This is a genomic window from Serratia sp. T13T92 (assembly GCF_047530105.1).
Taxonomy (GTDB): domain Bacteria; phylum Pseudomonadota; class Gammaproteobacteria; order Enterobacterales; family Enterobacteriaceae; genus Chania; species Chania fonticola.
Genome location: NZ_JBLJAK010000068.1, coordinates 1 through 14,076, shown reverse-complemented (window position 1 = coordinate 14,076; position 14,076 = coordinate 1). Strand labels below are relative to the sequence as shown.

Annotated in this window: 16 protein-coding genes; 8 read left to right on the top strand and 8 right to left on the bottom strand. The window is 52.9% G+C overall.

All coding sequences use genetic code 11. The annotated features are described in order from the left end of the window. Positions 1 to 153: 153 nt before the first annotated feature. A complete protein-coding gene (gene tyrA / locus ACMV5I_RS28000; protein WP_202671593.1) occupies positions 154 to 1,275 on the bottom strand; it encodes a bifunctional chorismate mutase/prephenate dehydrogenase in 1,122 nt (373 codons plus the stop codon). A 6-nt stretch (positions 1,276 to 1,281) separates the two neighbouring features. Beyond that, entirely contained in the window at positions 1,282 to 2,355 is a 1,074-nt protein-coding gene (locus ACMV5I_RS27995) for a 3-deoxy-7-phosphoheptulonate synthase (protein WP_121608807.1), read from the bottom strand. Between the two features lie 662 nt (positions 2,356 to 3,017). Between ACMV5I_RS27995 and ACMV5I_RS27990 the strand changes: the two genes are divergently transcribed. The 6 genes from ACMV5I_RS27990 to ACMV5I_RS27965 all read left to right on the top strand — a co-directional run bounded on the left by ACMV5I_RS27990 (position 3,018) and on the right by ACMV5I_RS27965 (position 7,412). Beyond that, positions 3,018 to 4,364: an anaerobic C4-dicarboxylate transporter gene (locus ACMV5I_RS27990; protein WP_021182193.1), complete on the top strand. Its 1,347-nt coding sequence runs from the start codon at positions 3,018 to 3,020 to the stop codon at positions 4,362 to 4,364. Positions 4,365 to 4,567: 203 nt separating this feature from the next. Then, positions 4,568 to 5,332, top strand: coding sequence for a YdiY family protein (locus ACMV5I_RS27985; RefSeq protein ID WP_414825791.1), 765 nt, complete (start codon positions 4,568 to 4,570; stop codon positions 5,330 to 5,332). Between the two features lie 279 nt (positions 5,333 to 5,611). Beyond that, positions 5,612 to 5,830: an HP1 family phage holin gene (locus tag ACMV5I_RS27980; RefSeq protein WP_021808134.1), complete on the top strand. Its 219-nt coding sequence runs from the start codon at positions 5,612 to 5,614 to the stop codon at positions 5,828 to 5,830. Next, positions 5,814 to 6,368 carry a lysozyme gene (locus ACMV5I_RS27975; RefSeq protein WP_121608805.1) on the top strand — a complete coding sequence of 185 codons (555 nt, stop codon included), beginning with the start codon at positions 5,814 to 5,816 and terminating at the stop codon, positions 6,366 to 6,368. Before ACMV5I_RS27980 ends, ACMV5I_RS27975 begins: the two co-directional genes overlap by 17 nt. 57 nt (positions 6,369 to 6,425) lie before the next feature. After that, positions 6,426 to 6,644 carry an ogr/Delta-like zinc finger family protein gene (locus ACMV5I_RS27970; RefSeq protein WP_025120391.1) on the top strand — a complete coding sequence of 73 codons (219 nt, stop codon included), beginning with the start codon at positions 6,426 to 6,428 and terminating at the stop codon, positions 6,642 to 6,644. Between the two features lie 120 nt (positions 6,645 to 6,764). Then, on the top strand, positions 6,765 to 7,412 hold the full coding sequence (locus ACMV5I_RS27965; protein WP_121608804.1) for an AraC family transcriptional regulator: 648 nt from the start codon (positions 6,765 to 6,767) through the stop codon (positions 7,410 to 7,412). Here ACMV5I_RS27965 and ACMV5I_RS27960 read toward each other — a convergent pair. From ACMV5I_RS27960 to ffh, 6 genes are all read right to left on the bottom strand, one after another. Continuing rightward, positions 7,409 to 7,789 carry a VOC family protein gene (locus ACMV5I_RS27960; protein ID WP_121608803.1) on the bottom strand — a complete coding sequence of 127 codons (381 nt, stop codon included), beginning with the start codon at positions 7,787 to 7,789 and terminating at the stop codon, positions 7,409 to 7,411. The two genes, ACMV5I_RS27965 and ACMV5I_RS27960, sit on opposite strands and share 4 nt — an antisense overlap. Before the next feature lie 192 nt (positions 7,790 to 7,981). Next, positions 7,982 to 8,338: a 50S ribosomal protein L19 gene (gene rplS / locus ACMV5I_RS27955; protein WP_024485183.1), complete on the bottom strand. Its 357-nt coding sequence runs from the start codon at positions 8,336 to 8,338 to the stop codon at positions 7,982 to 7,984. A 77-nt stretch (positions 8,339 to 8,415) separates the two neighbouring features. Then, positions 8,416 to 9,159, bottom strand: a complete 744-nt coding sequence (gene trmD, locus ACMV5I_RS27950; protein ID WP_021182185.1) for a tRNA (guanosine(37)-N1)-methyltransferase TrmD — start codon at positions 9,157 to 9,159, stop codon at positions 8,416 to 8,418. 52 nt (positions 9,160 to 9,211) lie between these two features. After that, complete coding sequence (gene rimM / locus ACMV5I_RS27945) at positions 9,212 to 9,760, bottom strand: ribosome maturation factor RimM (RefSeq protein ID WP_021182184.1); 549 nt, start codon at positions 9,758 to 9,760, stop codon at positions 9,212 to 9,214. A gap of 18 nt (positions 9,761 to 9,778) precedes the next feature. After that, complete coding sequence (gene rpsP, locus ACMV5I_RS27940) at positions 9,779 to 10,027, bottom strand: 30S ribosomal protein S16 (protein ID WP_004932501.1); 249 nt, start codon at positions 10,025 to 10,027, stop codon at positions 9,779 to 9,781. Positions 10,028 to 10,241: 214 nt separating this feature from the next. Further along, entirely contained in the window at positions 10,242 to 11,603 is a 1,362-nt protein-coding gene (gene ffh, locus ACMV5I_RS27935; RefSeq protein WP_021182183.1) for a signal recognition particle protein, read from the bottom strand. 166 nt (positions 11,604 to 11,769) lie between these two features. Between ffh and ACMV5I_RS27930 the strand changes: the two genes are divergently transcribed. After that, positions 11,770 to 12,564: an inner membrane protein YpjD gene (locus ACMV5I_RS27930; RefSeq protein WP_024530732.1), complete on the top strand. Its 795-nt coding sequence runs from the start codon at positions 11,770 to 11,772 to the stop codon at positions 12,562 to 12,564. A gap of 64 nt (positions 12,565 to 12,628) precedes the next feature. Beyond that, positions 12,629 to 13,918, top strand: coding sequence for an HlyC/CorC family transporter (locus ACMV5I_RS27925; RefSeq protein ID WP_024485181.1), 1,290 nt, complete (start codon positions 12,629 to 12,631; stop codon positions 13,916 to 13,918). Positions 13,919 to 14,076 lie beyond the last annotated feature (158 nt).

Here is a 14,076-nt window from a genome sequence, read left to right as displayed (position 1 = left end):
ATGGTTTCAAACTGGTACTGATGGGGAGAAGGTTCTTTGAGCATGGCAGTCAGTCCGTTTTTTGCACTGACCTTATTAGATCAAAGTCCTGGCCTCACGGCCAGGACTTTGTCATCAATCTGAAGGGTTCGGCTATGCCGAACCCTTTTCCCTCTATTGACGGCTATCGTTCGCCTGGCGCAGCAAAGAACGGCTCTCAACCAGGAAGCGCTGGGCATAATCACCAAACCAGTGCTCCACCTTCTGGAAGCTTTGAATAAAGGCCTGCTTGTCGCCCTGCTCCAGCAGCTTGATCGCCTCACCAAAGCGCTGATAGTAGCGTTTGATCAGATGAATGTTGTCTTCCGAAGACATGATGATATCGGCGTACAGCTGCGGATCCTGCGCAAATAGCCGCCCCACCATCGCCAGTTCCAGCCGATAGATCGGCGAAGAGAGCGCCAGCAATTGCTCCAGCTGTACGTTCTCTTCGGCCAGATGCAGGCCGTAAGCAAAAGTAGCAAAGTGGCGCAGCGCCTGGATAAAGGCCATGTTCTGATCGTGTTCGACGGCGCTGATACGATGTAAACGCGCCCCCCAAACCTGCAATTGCTCCAGCAGCCACTGGTAGGCCTCTGGCTGACGACCATCGCAGTACACCACCACCTGTTTGGCCACGCTGCCAACATCCGGGCCAAACATCGGGTGTAACCCCAATACCGGGCCGCTGTGTACGGCCAGCATCGCCTGTAACGGCCGGTTCTTCACCGAAGCCAGATCGACCAGAATACAGTCCTGCGGCAGCGGCGGCAGTTGAGCGATCACCTGCTCGGTGATATGGATCGGCACGCTGACAATCACCATACCGGCATCCGCCAGCAGGCTATCCGCCTGCGGCCAATCATCTTGGTCCAACACTTTGACCTGATAACCCGACAGCGTAAGCAGCCGGTTAAACAGGCGGCCCATCTGGCCATTACCGCCAATAATGACGATAGGGCGCAGTTGTGGGCACAGCGTTTTGAAGCCTTTGTCGTTCTCACTGGTGTAGGATTCGCGCATCACGCGGCGCAGCACGTCCTCGATCAAATCGGGCGGAACGCCAAGGCTTTCCGCTTCCTTGCGGCGAGAAGCCAGCATTGCCGCCTCTCGCTCAGGTACGTAAACCGGTAAACCGTAGTGGCTTTTGACTTCCCCTACTTCCGCCACCAACTCCAGGCGTTTCGCCAACAGGGCCAGCAGCGCTTTATCCACTTCGTCAATTTGATCGCGCAATGCGGTCAGTTCAGCCACCATAACTCACTACTCTCCAGTGCGTGCCATCAGCGCAGCGCCGAGTTCTTGATGCATTTGGCGCAGCAGCGTCTCCGTGCTTTCCCAGTTGATGCAGGCATCGGTCACCGAAACGCCGTAGCGCATATCTACACGCGGCTGTTCAGAAGACTGGCTGCCCTCATGCAGATTGCTTTCCAGCATGATGCCGGTGATCGAACGGTTACCCGCTCTGATCTGCTCAACTACGGATTCGGCAACCGCTGGCTGACGGCGATAGTCTTTATTTGAGTTGCCATGGCTGCAATCTATCATCAAGGACGGATGGAGTCCCGCATCCTGCATCTGTTTTTCGCAGGCGGCAACGTGCTCAGTGCTGTAGTTAGGCGTTTTACCACCGCGCAGGATCACATGGCCGTCTGGGTTACCCTGGGTTTGCAGCAGGCAAACCTGGCCTGCCTGATTGATACCGACAAAGCGGTGCGCCATGGATGCGGCACGCATCGCGTTGATGGCCGTGCCCAGGCTACCGTCCGTACCGTTTTTGAAGCCCACCGGCATTGAGAGGCCGGAAGCCATTTCACGGTGCGTCTGAGATTCTGTCGTACGCGCACCGATCGCCGACCAGCTGAACAGATCGCCCAGGTATTGCGGGCTGTTCGGATCCAACGCTTCGGTCGCCAACGGCAGGCCCATACCGACCAGATCCAGCAGCAGGCGACGCGCAATGTGCAAACCCGCTTCTACATCAAAGGATCCATCCATATACGGATCGTTGATCAGGCCTTTCCAGCCGACGGTGGTTCTTGGCTTTTCAAAATAGACGCGCATAACGATATACAGCTGATCGCTCAATTCAGCCGACAGGGTTTTCAGGCGACGCGCGTAATCCAGCGCGGCATCAGGATCGTGGATCGAACATGGCCCACAGACCACCAGCAGACGGTGATCTTGCCCTTTAAGGATATTGGCAATGGTCTGGCGGGCCGTCGCGATTTCCGTTTCATCGTTGGCACTGAGTGGGAACTGGTTCTTCAGCTCTTCCGGGGTGATCAGAACCTGTTCTGCACTGATATGTACGTTGTTGAGCGCGTCTTTTTGCATGATGCTATTCCTGTCGTTTGCCGTTATGCGTGTGTAGTTAAAACATTGAGCGTTACAGATGCTACCTTAACCACTCCTTGTAAAGTTTTCAATCCATTTACTGTAAATAAAAAATTACCATCATAAACAGGAAAGCGAATCACCGGTCACAGGAAACAAAAATCCATTTAAGAAACTGTTTTATTTAAATAAAAAAGAAAACCACTAATAAAACACAGCAAAGAACAACCAACATCAGCCTCCCTGAAAATCACAGACCGTAAATAAAAATGAACACAAAAGTAGATTACTCATTGGCCCTGGCGCGATCAAAAAACCACCTCTTCGGCGTGTAGTGGCACTGCATGCCACACCCGCACAGACAACAAGTTCCTTGGCAAACCCGCCCCATCCATCGCCAAATTAAACAACTATAAAACAATTGTCATACATTTAACTGGCAATTGATTTTCATTCTTTATTCATTTCAATCTATATCAGAAATAATAGTCACTCTATTGAATAAATATTGCGGAACCTCACAGTTATCCCTCGCCAAATAAATAACTATGGCATAAATCGCTCACACCTCTTTAGGGTTACTCTGCGAAGACAGAGCCCGTACCGCCTGCATTGAGGAGCGATGAGCGTTAGCAGTTTTTTCTTTCTGACAAGGGACTCTCATGATCACATTGCAATTCGCAATTATTATTATCTGCCTATTAGTCGGCACCCGATTTGGCGGTATGGGGCTAGGCTTAATAAGTGGTATTGGCTTATTTCTGCTGTGCTTTATATTCGGTTTGGAACCTGGCAAACCTCCAGTAGATGTCATGCTCACCATTTTGGCGGTGATCGGCTGTGCCTCGGTGTTACAAACCGCTGGCGGTCTGAATGTCATGATGCAATATGCCGAGCGGCTACTGCGCCGCCACCCACAACACATCACCTTACTCGCCCCCTTTACCACCTGGACGCTGACCTTCCTGTGCGGTACCGGCCACGTGGTCTACACCATGTTCCCGATCATTTCTGATATCGCCATCAAAAAAGGGATCCGCCCAGAACGCCCTATGGCCGTTGCCTCTGTCGCCTCACAGATGGCCATCACCGCATCCCCGGTTTCTGTGGCCGTGGTATCACTGGTTTCGATCATTGCCGCCGGTCATGGGATCGGCAAAGCCTACTCGCTGCTGGAGATCCTGGCCGTTTCGATCCCGGCTTCACTGGTCGGTGTATTGATGGCGGCATTATGGAGCCTGCGTCGCGGCAAAGATCTGGATAAGGATGCCGATTTCCAGGCCAGGATCCAGGATCCGGAGCAGCGCGCCTATATCTATGGCGGCACCGAAACCCTGCTCAATCAAACATTTCCCAAGCAGGCATACTGGTCAACGCTGATCTTCTTCGGCGCTATCGCTATCGTGGTCATGCTCGGTGCCTTTGCCGATCTGCGTCCTTCCTTTGCCGATGCCAAAGGCGTGCTGAAACCGCTGTCGATGAATCTGGTGATCCAGATGATGATGCTGATCGCCGGTGCGGTGATCCTGATGGGCTGTAAAGTCAAACCTAGCGATATCGCCAACGGTGCCGTATTCAAAGCGGGAATGGTCGCCATCTTCTCGGTATTCGGTGTGGCATGGATGAGTGATACCTTCTTCCAGGCACATATGGGGGAGTTAAAGGTGGTGCTGGAAGACGTGGTGAAAAGCCAGCCCTGGACTTATGCCATCGTCTTGTTCCTGGTTTCCAAACTGGTTAATAGCCAGGCCGCTGCTCTGGCCGCCGTTGCACCCATGGCCTTGCAGTTAGGCGTCGAGCCTAAAATGTTGCTGGCCTTCTTCCCGGCGGCCTATGGTTACTTCGTGTTGCCCACTTACCCAAGCGATCTGGCCTGCATCGGCTTTGACCGCTCTGGCACCACTCGCATCGGTAAATTTATCATCAACCACAGCTTCATCATTCCTGGCCTGATCGGCGTGCTGTGCTCCTGCATCACCGGTTATCTGCTGGTGATGACCTTCCTTTAATCGCGTTTCTGCCGGCAACGGGCGATCCCCGTTGCCGCTGTTAACACCGCCGCAAAAAGCCAACGATATCACTAGACGAAAAGTGCATAAGTCCCCTGTTTAAACTAAAAACATAAGCTAACCAGGCCTATTTTTGTCCCCTCGGCGAATCGATATAATGTGACCGCTATCACTTATAATCACACTTAACTACTGGATCCAAAATGCACTCTTTACGCGCTTGTTGCGCCATTCCGCTGTTCTTTAGCTGCTTGACCGCCTTCACCAGTGTTTCCGTATTCGCCGACAATACCCTCTTCACCGCGATGGACGATCCGGCCACCGCCAAGAAGCCGTTCGATGGTAATGTTCAGGCAGGTTATAACGCCCAGTCGGGCAACACACAGAACTCGACCCTGCTGGCCAACACCACTATGACCTGGTTTAACAGCGATGCGGCTTACAGCCTGTGGGGCTCGGCGAACAACACCACCTCCTCCAACGTACGCTCCTCGGAGAAATACCAGGCCGGTGGTCGTACCCGTTATAATCTGACAGCTCGTAATTATATGTTTGGCCAGGTTGGCTGGTTGAACGATCGTTACAACGGTTACGATTCACGCTCTACGCTGACCGGGGGTTACGGGCGCCAGATCTTTAGCGACCCGCGTCAGGACCTGCGTGTCGAATTCGGCCCAGGCGTACGTCATGATGAATACCACGGCGGTGGCCGCACCACTCGCGCCCTGGCCTATGGCGCAGCCAACTATTCCTACAGGCTGACAGACACGGCCCGCCTATCCGAAGGCCTATCCGCTTTGGCGAACGACGAAACCACCGTTAACTCCGAAACCGCGTTAAACGTCGCCATCAATAACGACTTCGCCCTACGGCTGGCCTACACGGTGGTCTACAACACCAAACCACCGGCCTCAGCACCGAAAAATACCGATACCACGACTTCAGTGACGCTGGTGTACGGTTTGTAATCTCGTCTTACCGCTCCGCGCAGTCCTTCTCTAAGCCCATAATTAATGGGCTTTTTTTATGCCCATCCTCGTGCTTACCATTTTGCTAAAAATAGTCCTATCCTAGCTTGACGACTTTAGCATTTTGATTAATACTGTATGCATATACAGTAATTATTGCTAAGGTAAAAACCATGATAAACCCGGCAAATGAGGCCAGTATCGACCCGCTTATCGTGGCCGACAGTCGCGTTATCCTACAAAACAACCCTCTGCGACAGCAGATGTGGGGTTAATGGGATGGAGAGATTAACCTCATTCATTACCTACTCCGCGGCGCTATTTCTCGCCTGGCTTGGCAAGCTCTCACCGCAGGATGTGGCCTTTCTGATCGGCGCGGCCGTAGGAATCGGCACCTTCCTGGTTAATTGGTACTACAGACGCAAGAGTCTGGAGATCCTCAAAAGCATCGAGCGCGATGCGGCAGCACGGAGACTTTTTGATGAACTCAATCGTTAAGCGTTGCAGCGCCCTGGCCATTCTGGCGATCGCCATGCTGCTGCCGCAGGCCAATCACATTAAAACCTCCGAACAAGGGCTATACCTGATTGCCGATTTTGAGGGGTGCCAGTTAACCCCGTATCAATGCGCAGCAGGGGTTTGGACGCAAGGTGTCGGCCATACGGCTGGCGTTATTCCAGGTAAGTCCATCACGCCAGTGCAAGCGGCGGAAAACCTGCTGGAAGATATCCGCCGGGTAGAGAGCCGCATGGCGGCCTGTCTGCCACAGCAGATGCCCCAGGCCACTTATGATGCCGTCATGGCGTTTGCCTTTAACGTCGGTACGGGGGCCGCATGTCGCTCTACCCTGGTTTATTTCCTTAACCATGGCCAATGGCAGCAGGCTTGCGATCAGTTACCGCGCTGGATTTATGTCAATGGCGTCAAAAACCGCGGGCTGGAACGCCGCCGGGCCGCCGAACGTGAGCTGTGCCTAAAAGGTCTCAGCACGCCGAATACCACCAGTTTCTCAGGGAAAGAACAGCTCGCTCAATGACTTTTTCGAGCATTGCTGACGAATAGTTTTTCACCGTATTATCAAGAGGGGGTCTCTATGATGCATTGTCCACTGTGTGGTAGCGTGGCACACACTCGCTCCAGCCGCTATCTGAGTGAATCGACCAAAGAACGCTATCACCAATGCCGTAACATTAACTGCAGTTGTACCTTTGCCACCCATGAATCCGTGGCCCGGGTCATCGTTTCGCCCGGCGACATCATTCCGGCGCAGCCTCATCCACAAGAAGGCAAACAGCGCGCCGCCGCGATGTAATGAAAAAGGGGGGTTACCATCTGGTAATCCCTTGGTTTCACCAGAATAACGATAATCCAACCAGAGGGAATAGATGGTAAGCTTTGGAAAACCGGGTCCTTGAGATGATAGGGAGATCACATGCAACAGCTGGTCTTGGAACACTGGAGTTTTCATACGCCAAAAACGACACGGCAAATTGTTGTTCCTGATGGCTGCCGGGATCTAATTTTTCTGACTGACAGGAATGGGCAACAGGAGATGAAGATCACTGAGATCGACACCTGTGCCTATGGCGTGGAAAGCGCTGCAGGGGACCATTATGATGGTTTCCGGTTTCGACCAGATTGTGTTATCGATGAGGGCAAATTATTCCATTACCTCAACGCATCCCGATTAACACCAGAACATCCAACATTACTTTCCATCATTCACGATACCGTTCGTGTGGATACGCAGCTTGCCGAAACATTGCAGTCGTTAAGGCTTGCCAACTCACTGACTCAGGCAAGCCAGGAGTTGGGGATCAGCGTTCGTACTCTGGAACGACTGGTGAAAAACAAAACCGGCAAGAGCCCATTATTCTGGCTTCGTCTATTGCGGATGAGAAGAACTGCATCTGTGCTAACTGCCTGCGATAGTGTCTCCCTGACAGAAATCGCACTGAACAGTGGCTATTGTGACCAATCGCACATGAACAGGGAATTCCAGCATTGGTTAGGGATCACGCCTGCCGCATTCCGTATCAATCCACATTGGCAACAGGCGTTTGGTGAAGGCTACGATTAAGCCATTACAGAACAGATCTCGACGAGGTTATGCTCTGGATCTGCCACATAGCATATCGTTTGCCCCCAGGGCATGTGCTGAATATCTTCGACCAGCACCGCACCAGCATCCAACGCTTTTTTCAGCGCCTTCGACACATCGTCGGTAGTGAAGGCAATTTCAAAAACCGGATGTTTATAATCACTTTTAGCGCTCTTTTTGCCCTGCCCAGCCAGCAGCTCTCTTGAGCAAAATGACAGCCGCGTGGCACCGGTAGCCAATTCTCCCCAGTCCCCGCTTTCATGCAAACAATGGATCTCAAAACCAAAGGCTCGATGATAGAAATCCATCGTTTGTTGCACGTTATCAACATATAAAATCGTATAGGCAAATTGCATTGCAGGCGCTCCATTCAGTGGTCAGTGGCGGTAGTTTCACAAATCCACCTTCCCGCGTATTGGATAAATCCGACAGACGAATTAACGAGTGTGACAATATCGTCAAACCGCAATGCCATTCCCGCGCACCATAAAAAAAGGGGATTACCATGACGGTAATCCCCTTATAACTATTAACTTTTGGATGCAGCGTTAGTTAACGCGGTTCAGACGCTCTTTGATACGAGCAGACTTACCAGTACGTTCACGCAGGTAGTACAGTTTGGCTTGACGAACGGCACCACGACGTTTAACAGTAATGCTGTCGATTACTGGGGAGTGAGTCTGGAATACACGCTCAACACCTTCGCCGTTGGAAATCTTACGAACAGTGAATGCAGAGTGCAGACCGCGGTTACGAATAGCGATAACCACGCCCTCGAATGCCTGCAGACGTTTTTTGGTACCTTCAACGACCCATACCTTCACTTCCACGGAATCACCCGGACGGAATGCAGGTACGTCTTGCTTCATCTGCTCTTGTTCAATTTGCTTAATAATGTTGCTCATAATATGTCTCTTACCCTAGGTAAACTGATATATCGGTCTCGTCGAGACAACGCTCAGACGTTCCCTTCATAGTCCTGTTACTTAGCTCGATGTTCCCGTTGGAACTCGGCCAGCAACACCTCTTGCTCGTCAGTCAGAGCTAGGCTTTCTAGAAGTTCAGGTCTTCTAAGCCAGGTACGGCCCAGCGACTGCTTTAAGCGCCAGCGACGTATCTCGGCATGGTTGCCCGACAGCAGAACTGGCGGAACCTCCATCCCTTCTAACACCTCCGGGCGGGTATAGTGCGGGCAGTCCAGCAATCCCTCAGCGAAAGAATCTTCTTCTGCCGAAGCCTGATGGCCCAGAACACCCGGTATAAAGCGGGCGACCGAATCGATCAGGGTCATTGCCGGTAGTTCACCGCCGCTGAGAACGTAATCGCCGATTGACCATTCTTCGTCAATTTCGGTTTGGATCACGCGCTCGTCTATCCCTTCGTAACGACCACACACCAGGATCATCTTCTGGTTAGCCGCCAGTTCGCGCACACCGGTTTGATCCAGCTTGCGCCCCTGAGGTGACAGATAAATCACCTTTGCTCCCTCGCCTGCCGCTGCTTTTGCTGCATGAATAGCTTCCCGCAAGGGTTGCACCATCATCAGCATTCCCGGGCCGCCGCCATAAGGGCGATCGTCCACGGTACGATGCCGGTCGTAGGTGAAGTCACGCGGACTCCAACACTGCACGCTCAGCAGGCCATTTTTTACTGCCCGGCTAGTTACCCCGTAATCGGTGATTGCGCGAAACATCTCAGGAAACAGGCTTACGATACCAATGAACACCAGCCAATCCCCATGTTGTTATTCCACTTGCTTCGACCATTAAATCCGGAGGTCAAAAACCAGGATCCCACTCAGCCTCGATAATCTTGGCGGCGAGATCGACTTTCTTGATAACCTGCCCATGAAGAAACGGGACCAACCGCTCCTTCATACCGAATGCATCTTTCAGGTTTGCCCGCACGACCATTACGTCGTTAGAACCGGTTTCCATCATATCGATGACTTTACCCAGTTCGTATCCAGAAGTGGTGACTACCTGGCAGCCCATAAGGTCTTTCCAGTAGTAATCATCGCCTTCCAGCGGAGGCAACTGCTCGGAATCTACGACAATTTCGCAATTGGTCAGTAAATTCGCTGCATCCCGATCGTCAATGCCTTTGACCTTGATGATCAGATCCTGACTGTGGCGTTTCCAGTCTTCCAACTCGACAAACTGCCACTGACCAGAGCGCTGGATTAACCAGGGCTGATAGTCAAATATGCTTTCGGCGTTCTCGGTGGATGAAAATACTCTGAGCCAACCACGGATGCCGTAAGTAGACCCCATCTTACCGAGTACAATCGGCTGCTTAGGTGCTACCGGTTTGAGTTGCTTGCTCATTGCCACCACCGCGACAGATTAAGCTGCTTTCTTAGCGTCTTTGATCAGCGCGTGAACGCGATCAGAAACGGTAGCACCCAGACCAACCCAGTGCTCAATGCGATCCAGGTCCAGACGCAGTGCTTCAGCCTGACCAGATGCGATTGGGTTGAAGAAACCTACACGCTCGATGAAACGACCATCACGAGCATTGCGGCTGTCGGTCACTACTACTTGATAGAACGGACGCTTTTTAGCGCCGCCACGTGCCAAACGAATTGTTACCATAACATCCTCTTTAGTTAATAAAACAGCCGGGCCCCATTGAGGGACGGGGCCCGGTTGCAATATAAAAAGCCCGAAAATTTTACTCATTTTGGCGCAAAAAGCAATCTAAAGCGTAGATTGCCGGTAATTCGTTTTTGCACCATCACACTCTCGGACAGGTTTTACCGTGATCGGTAAATCGGCAAACCCGCCACAGCCTTGCTGCGGCGTGGTTTTAACGGCCTGGGAAGCCCGGCGGCATCATACCTTTCATGCCGCGCATCATCTTCGCCATTCCGCCTTTTTTCATCTTTTTCATCATGCGCTGCATATCGTCGAATTGTTTTAACAATCGATTAACATCCTGCACCTGCATGCCGGAGCCCATCGCAATACGACGCTTGCGAGAACCCTTGATAATTTCCGGCTTGGCACGCTCTTTCAGCGTCATTGAGTTAATGATCGCCTCCATGCGTACCAGCACTTTGTCATCCATCTGCGATTTGACGTTGTCTGGCAGTTGGCCAGCGCCCGGCAGTTTGCTCAGCATGCTGGCCATACCGCCCATATTACGCATCTGCTTAAGCTGGTCGAGGAAGTCGGTCAGATCGAAACCGTCGCCCTTCTTCAGCTTGCTAGCCAGTTTTTCCGCCTGTGCGCGGTCAACCTTGCTTTCGATATCTTCGATCAGCGACAGCACGTCGCCCATGCCGAGAATACGTGAGGCCACGCGATCCGGATGGAATGGCTCCAGCGCGTCGGTTTTCTCACCCACGCCGAGGAATTTGATCGGCTTGCCGGTAATGTGGCGAATAGACAACGCCGCACCGCCGCGCGCATCACCATCGACCTTGGTCAGCACTACGCCAGTCAACGGCAGCGCTTCGTTAAAGGCCTTGGCGGTGTTGGCCGCATCCTGGCCGGTCATGGCGTCGACCACAAACAGGGTTTCCACCGGCTTGATCGCCGCATGTACCTGTTTGATTTCGTCCATCATCGCTTCGTCTACGTGCAAGCGGCCCGCGGTATCGACGATCAGCACGTCGTAGAACTTCAGCTTGGCCTGTTGCAGCGCACGGTTAACGATGTCGATCGGTTTTTCTTTAACGTCTGATGGGAAGAAGTCGATGCCGACGCCTTCCGCCAGGGTTTCCAACTGCCGGATCGCCGCAGGGCGATACACGTCGGCAGAAACCACCAAGACTTTTTTCTTCTGCTTTTCTTTCAGGAATTTGCCGAGCTTGGCCACGCTGGTGGTTTTACCCGCACCTTGCAGACCCGCCATCAGCACCACCGCCGGTGGCTGCGCCGCCAGGTTCAGCTCGGTGTTCACTTCGCCCATCGCGGCAATCAGCTCGCTCTTGACGATTTTGACGAATTCCTGGCCCGGCGTCAGGCTTTTGTTAACTTCATGCCCAACCGCGCTCTCTTTTACACGGTTGATGAAGTCACGCACTACCGGCAGCGCAACGTCCGCTTCCAGCAATGCCATACGCACTTCACGCAGGGTTTCTTTAATGTTCTCTTCGGTCAGCCGCCCGCGGCCGCTGATATTGCGCAGGGTGCGCGACAATCGATCGGTTAAATTTTCAAACATCGTCTCATGCTCAACGTAAGAGTCAGGCCGCAGTGGCGACACAATTGCGGCGATTATAACACGTTGCTACAACGATCTCTGCCTCAGCGTTGGAGATTGGTTGGAGTAGGGGCCGCTCAACGTTATACTGGCATTCCAATTAACCATGCCGATGCTAAATAACGCTATGCCAGTATTCTCTCTTGTGGCTTTGATGGCCTACCTGCTCAGCCTTGGACTGATCATTCCCAGTTTGTTGCGGAAGAATAGCGCATACCGTCGGCTGGCGCTGGTCTCGGCCGTAGTGGCGCTGGTCTGCCATGCCATTGCCCTCCAGCAGCGCATTTTTGACGTCAGCGCCGGGCAAAATCTCAGCCTGCTGAACATTGGCTCCATCGTTGGCCTGATTATCTGTTCGGTGATGACTTACGTCGCCTCCCGCGATCGCGGCTGGTTCCTACTGCCGATCGTCTACAGCTTTGCGATGATCAACCTGGCGTTTGCCAGCTTCCTGCCTGGGGAGTTTATTACCCATCTGGAAGCCAGCCCGGAACTGATGGTGCATATCGGCCTGGCGCTGTTCTCTTACTCCACTCTGATTATTGCCACGCTGTACGCCCTGCAACTCGCCTGGCTTGATTACCTGCTGAAACATAAAAAACTCAGTTTCAGTGCCGATATGCCGCCGCTGATGAGTATTGAGCGTAAGATGTTTCATATCACCCAGATCGGTGTGGTGCTGCTGACGCTGACGCTGTGTACCGGCCTGCTGTATATGGACAACCTGTTTAGCAAAGAGAACGTGCATAAGGCCGTGCTGTCCATCATGGCGTGGTTTGTCTATATCGTGCTGCTGTGGGGCCATTATCACGAAGGCTGGCGTGGCCGCCGCGTGGTCTGGTTCAGCTTTGCCGGTTCTTTTCTGCTTACCATGGCCTACTTCGGGAGCCGCCTGCTCCAGGAACTGATGATGGTGCGCTAGGTCTGGCCTGGCGCTCCATCGCCTCACCTAGGCACTCTTCTCCCCCAACATAAGGAATACCGCGTTGGAGCATGTTTCGACAGAGACCCTCATTTTCATTTTGGTGATTATGGTCGCGGTCTCCGCTTATTTTTCAGCATCCGAAACCGGCATGATGACGCTCAACCGCTATCGTCTGCGCCACCTGTCCAAACAGGGCAACCGCGCCGCACGCCGGGTAGAGAAGCTGCTGCAAAAGCCTGACCGCCTGATTGGCCTGGTGCTGATTGGCAACAACCTGGTCAATATTCTGGCCTCTGCGCTGGGGACCATCGTCGGGATGCGCCTATATGGCGATATTGGTGTGGCAATCGCCACCGGGGTGCTGACCTTTGTCGTGCTGCTGTTCGCCGAAGTGTTACCCAAAACCTTTGCCGCTCTCTATCCTGAACGAATTGCCTTCCCTAGCAGCTTCCTGCTGGCCCCACTGCAAAAAGTCATGTTCCCGCTGGTGTGGCTGCTCAATGGCATTACCACCCTGGTGCTGCGGATTTTCGGCATCCGCACCAACGTCCGCATCAGTGGCGCGTTGAGTAAAGAGGAGTTGCGCACCATTGTGAACGAGTCCCAGTCGAAGATTTCGCGCCGTAATCAGGACATGCTGATTTCTGTGCTGGATCTGGAGAAGGTGACGGTGGAAGACATCATGGTGCCGCGCAATGAGATCGTCGGGATTGATATCAACGACGACTGGAAGTCGATCATGCGCCAGCTGACACACTCCCCACACGGCCGCATTGTGTTGTACCGCGATTCACTGGACGACTCCATCAGCATGCTGCGCGTACGCGAAGCCTACCGGCTGATGACCGAGAAAAAAGAGTTCAACAAAGAGAACCTGCTGCGGGCGGCTGATGAGATCTACTACGTGCCAGAGGGCACGCCACTGAACGTTCAACTGGTGAAATTCCAGCGCAACAAAGAGAAGGTCGGCATCGTGGTCGATGAGTATGGTGATATTCAGGGGCTGGTGACGGTTGAGGATATTCTCGAAGAAATCGTCGGCGACTTCACCACCTCAATGTCACCTACGCTGGCGGAGGAAGTGAATCCACAGAGCGATGGCTCGGTATTGATCGACGGCAGTGCCAACGTACGTGAGCTGAACAAGGCCTTCAACTGGACGCTACCCGCTACCGAGGCCAGAACCATCAACGGCATGCTGCTCGAAGAGCTGGAGGAGATCCCCAGCATCGGGACCAGGGTGCGCATCAGCCACTATGATATCGATATCCTCGACGTGCAGGACAATATGATCAAGCAGGTGCGCGTCACGCCGATTAAATCCTTACAGGCCAGCGTGCAAAACCACTAGATACAAGCCAAAGAAAAAGACGCTTTCGCGTCTCAGACTGATGACGAACCCCATTATTTTGATGGGGTTCGTTGTTTTTAGCGACCGTAGGTCGCGATCGCGATATTTTCCCACCACACTGCTTTTTGCTTTTTCTGAGGGCCTCTATGGGGCTCCTG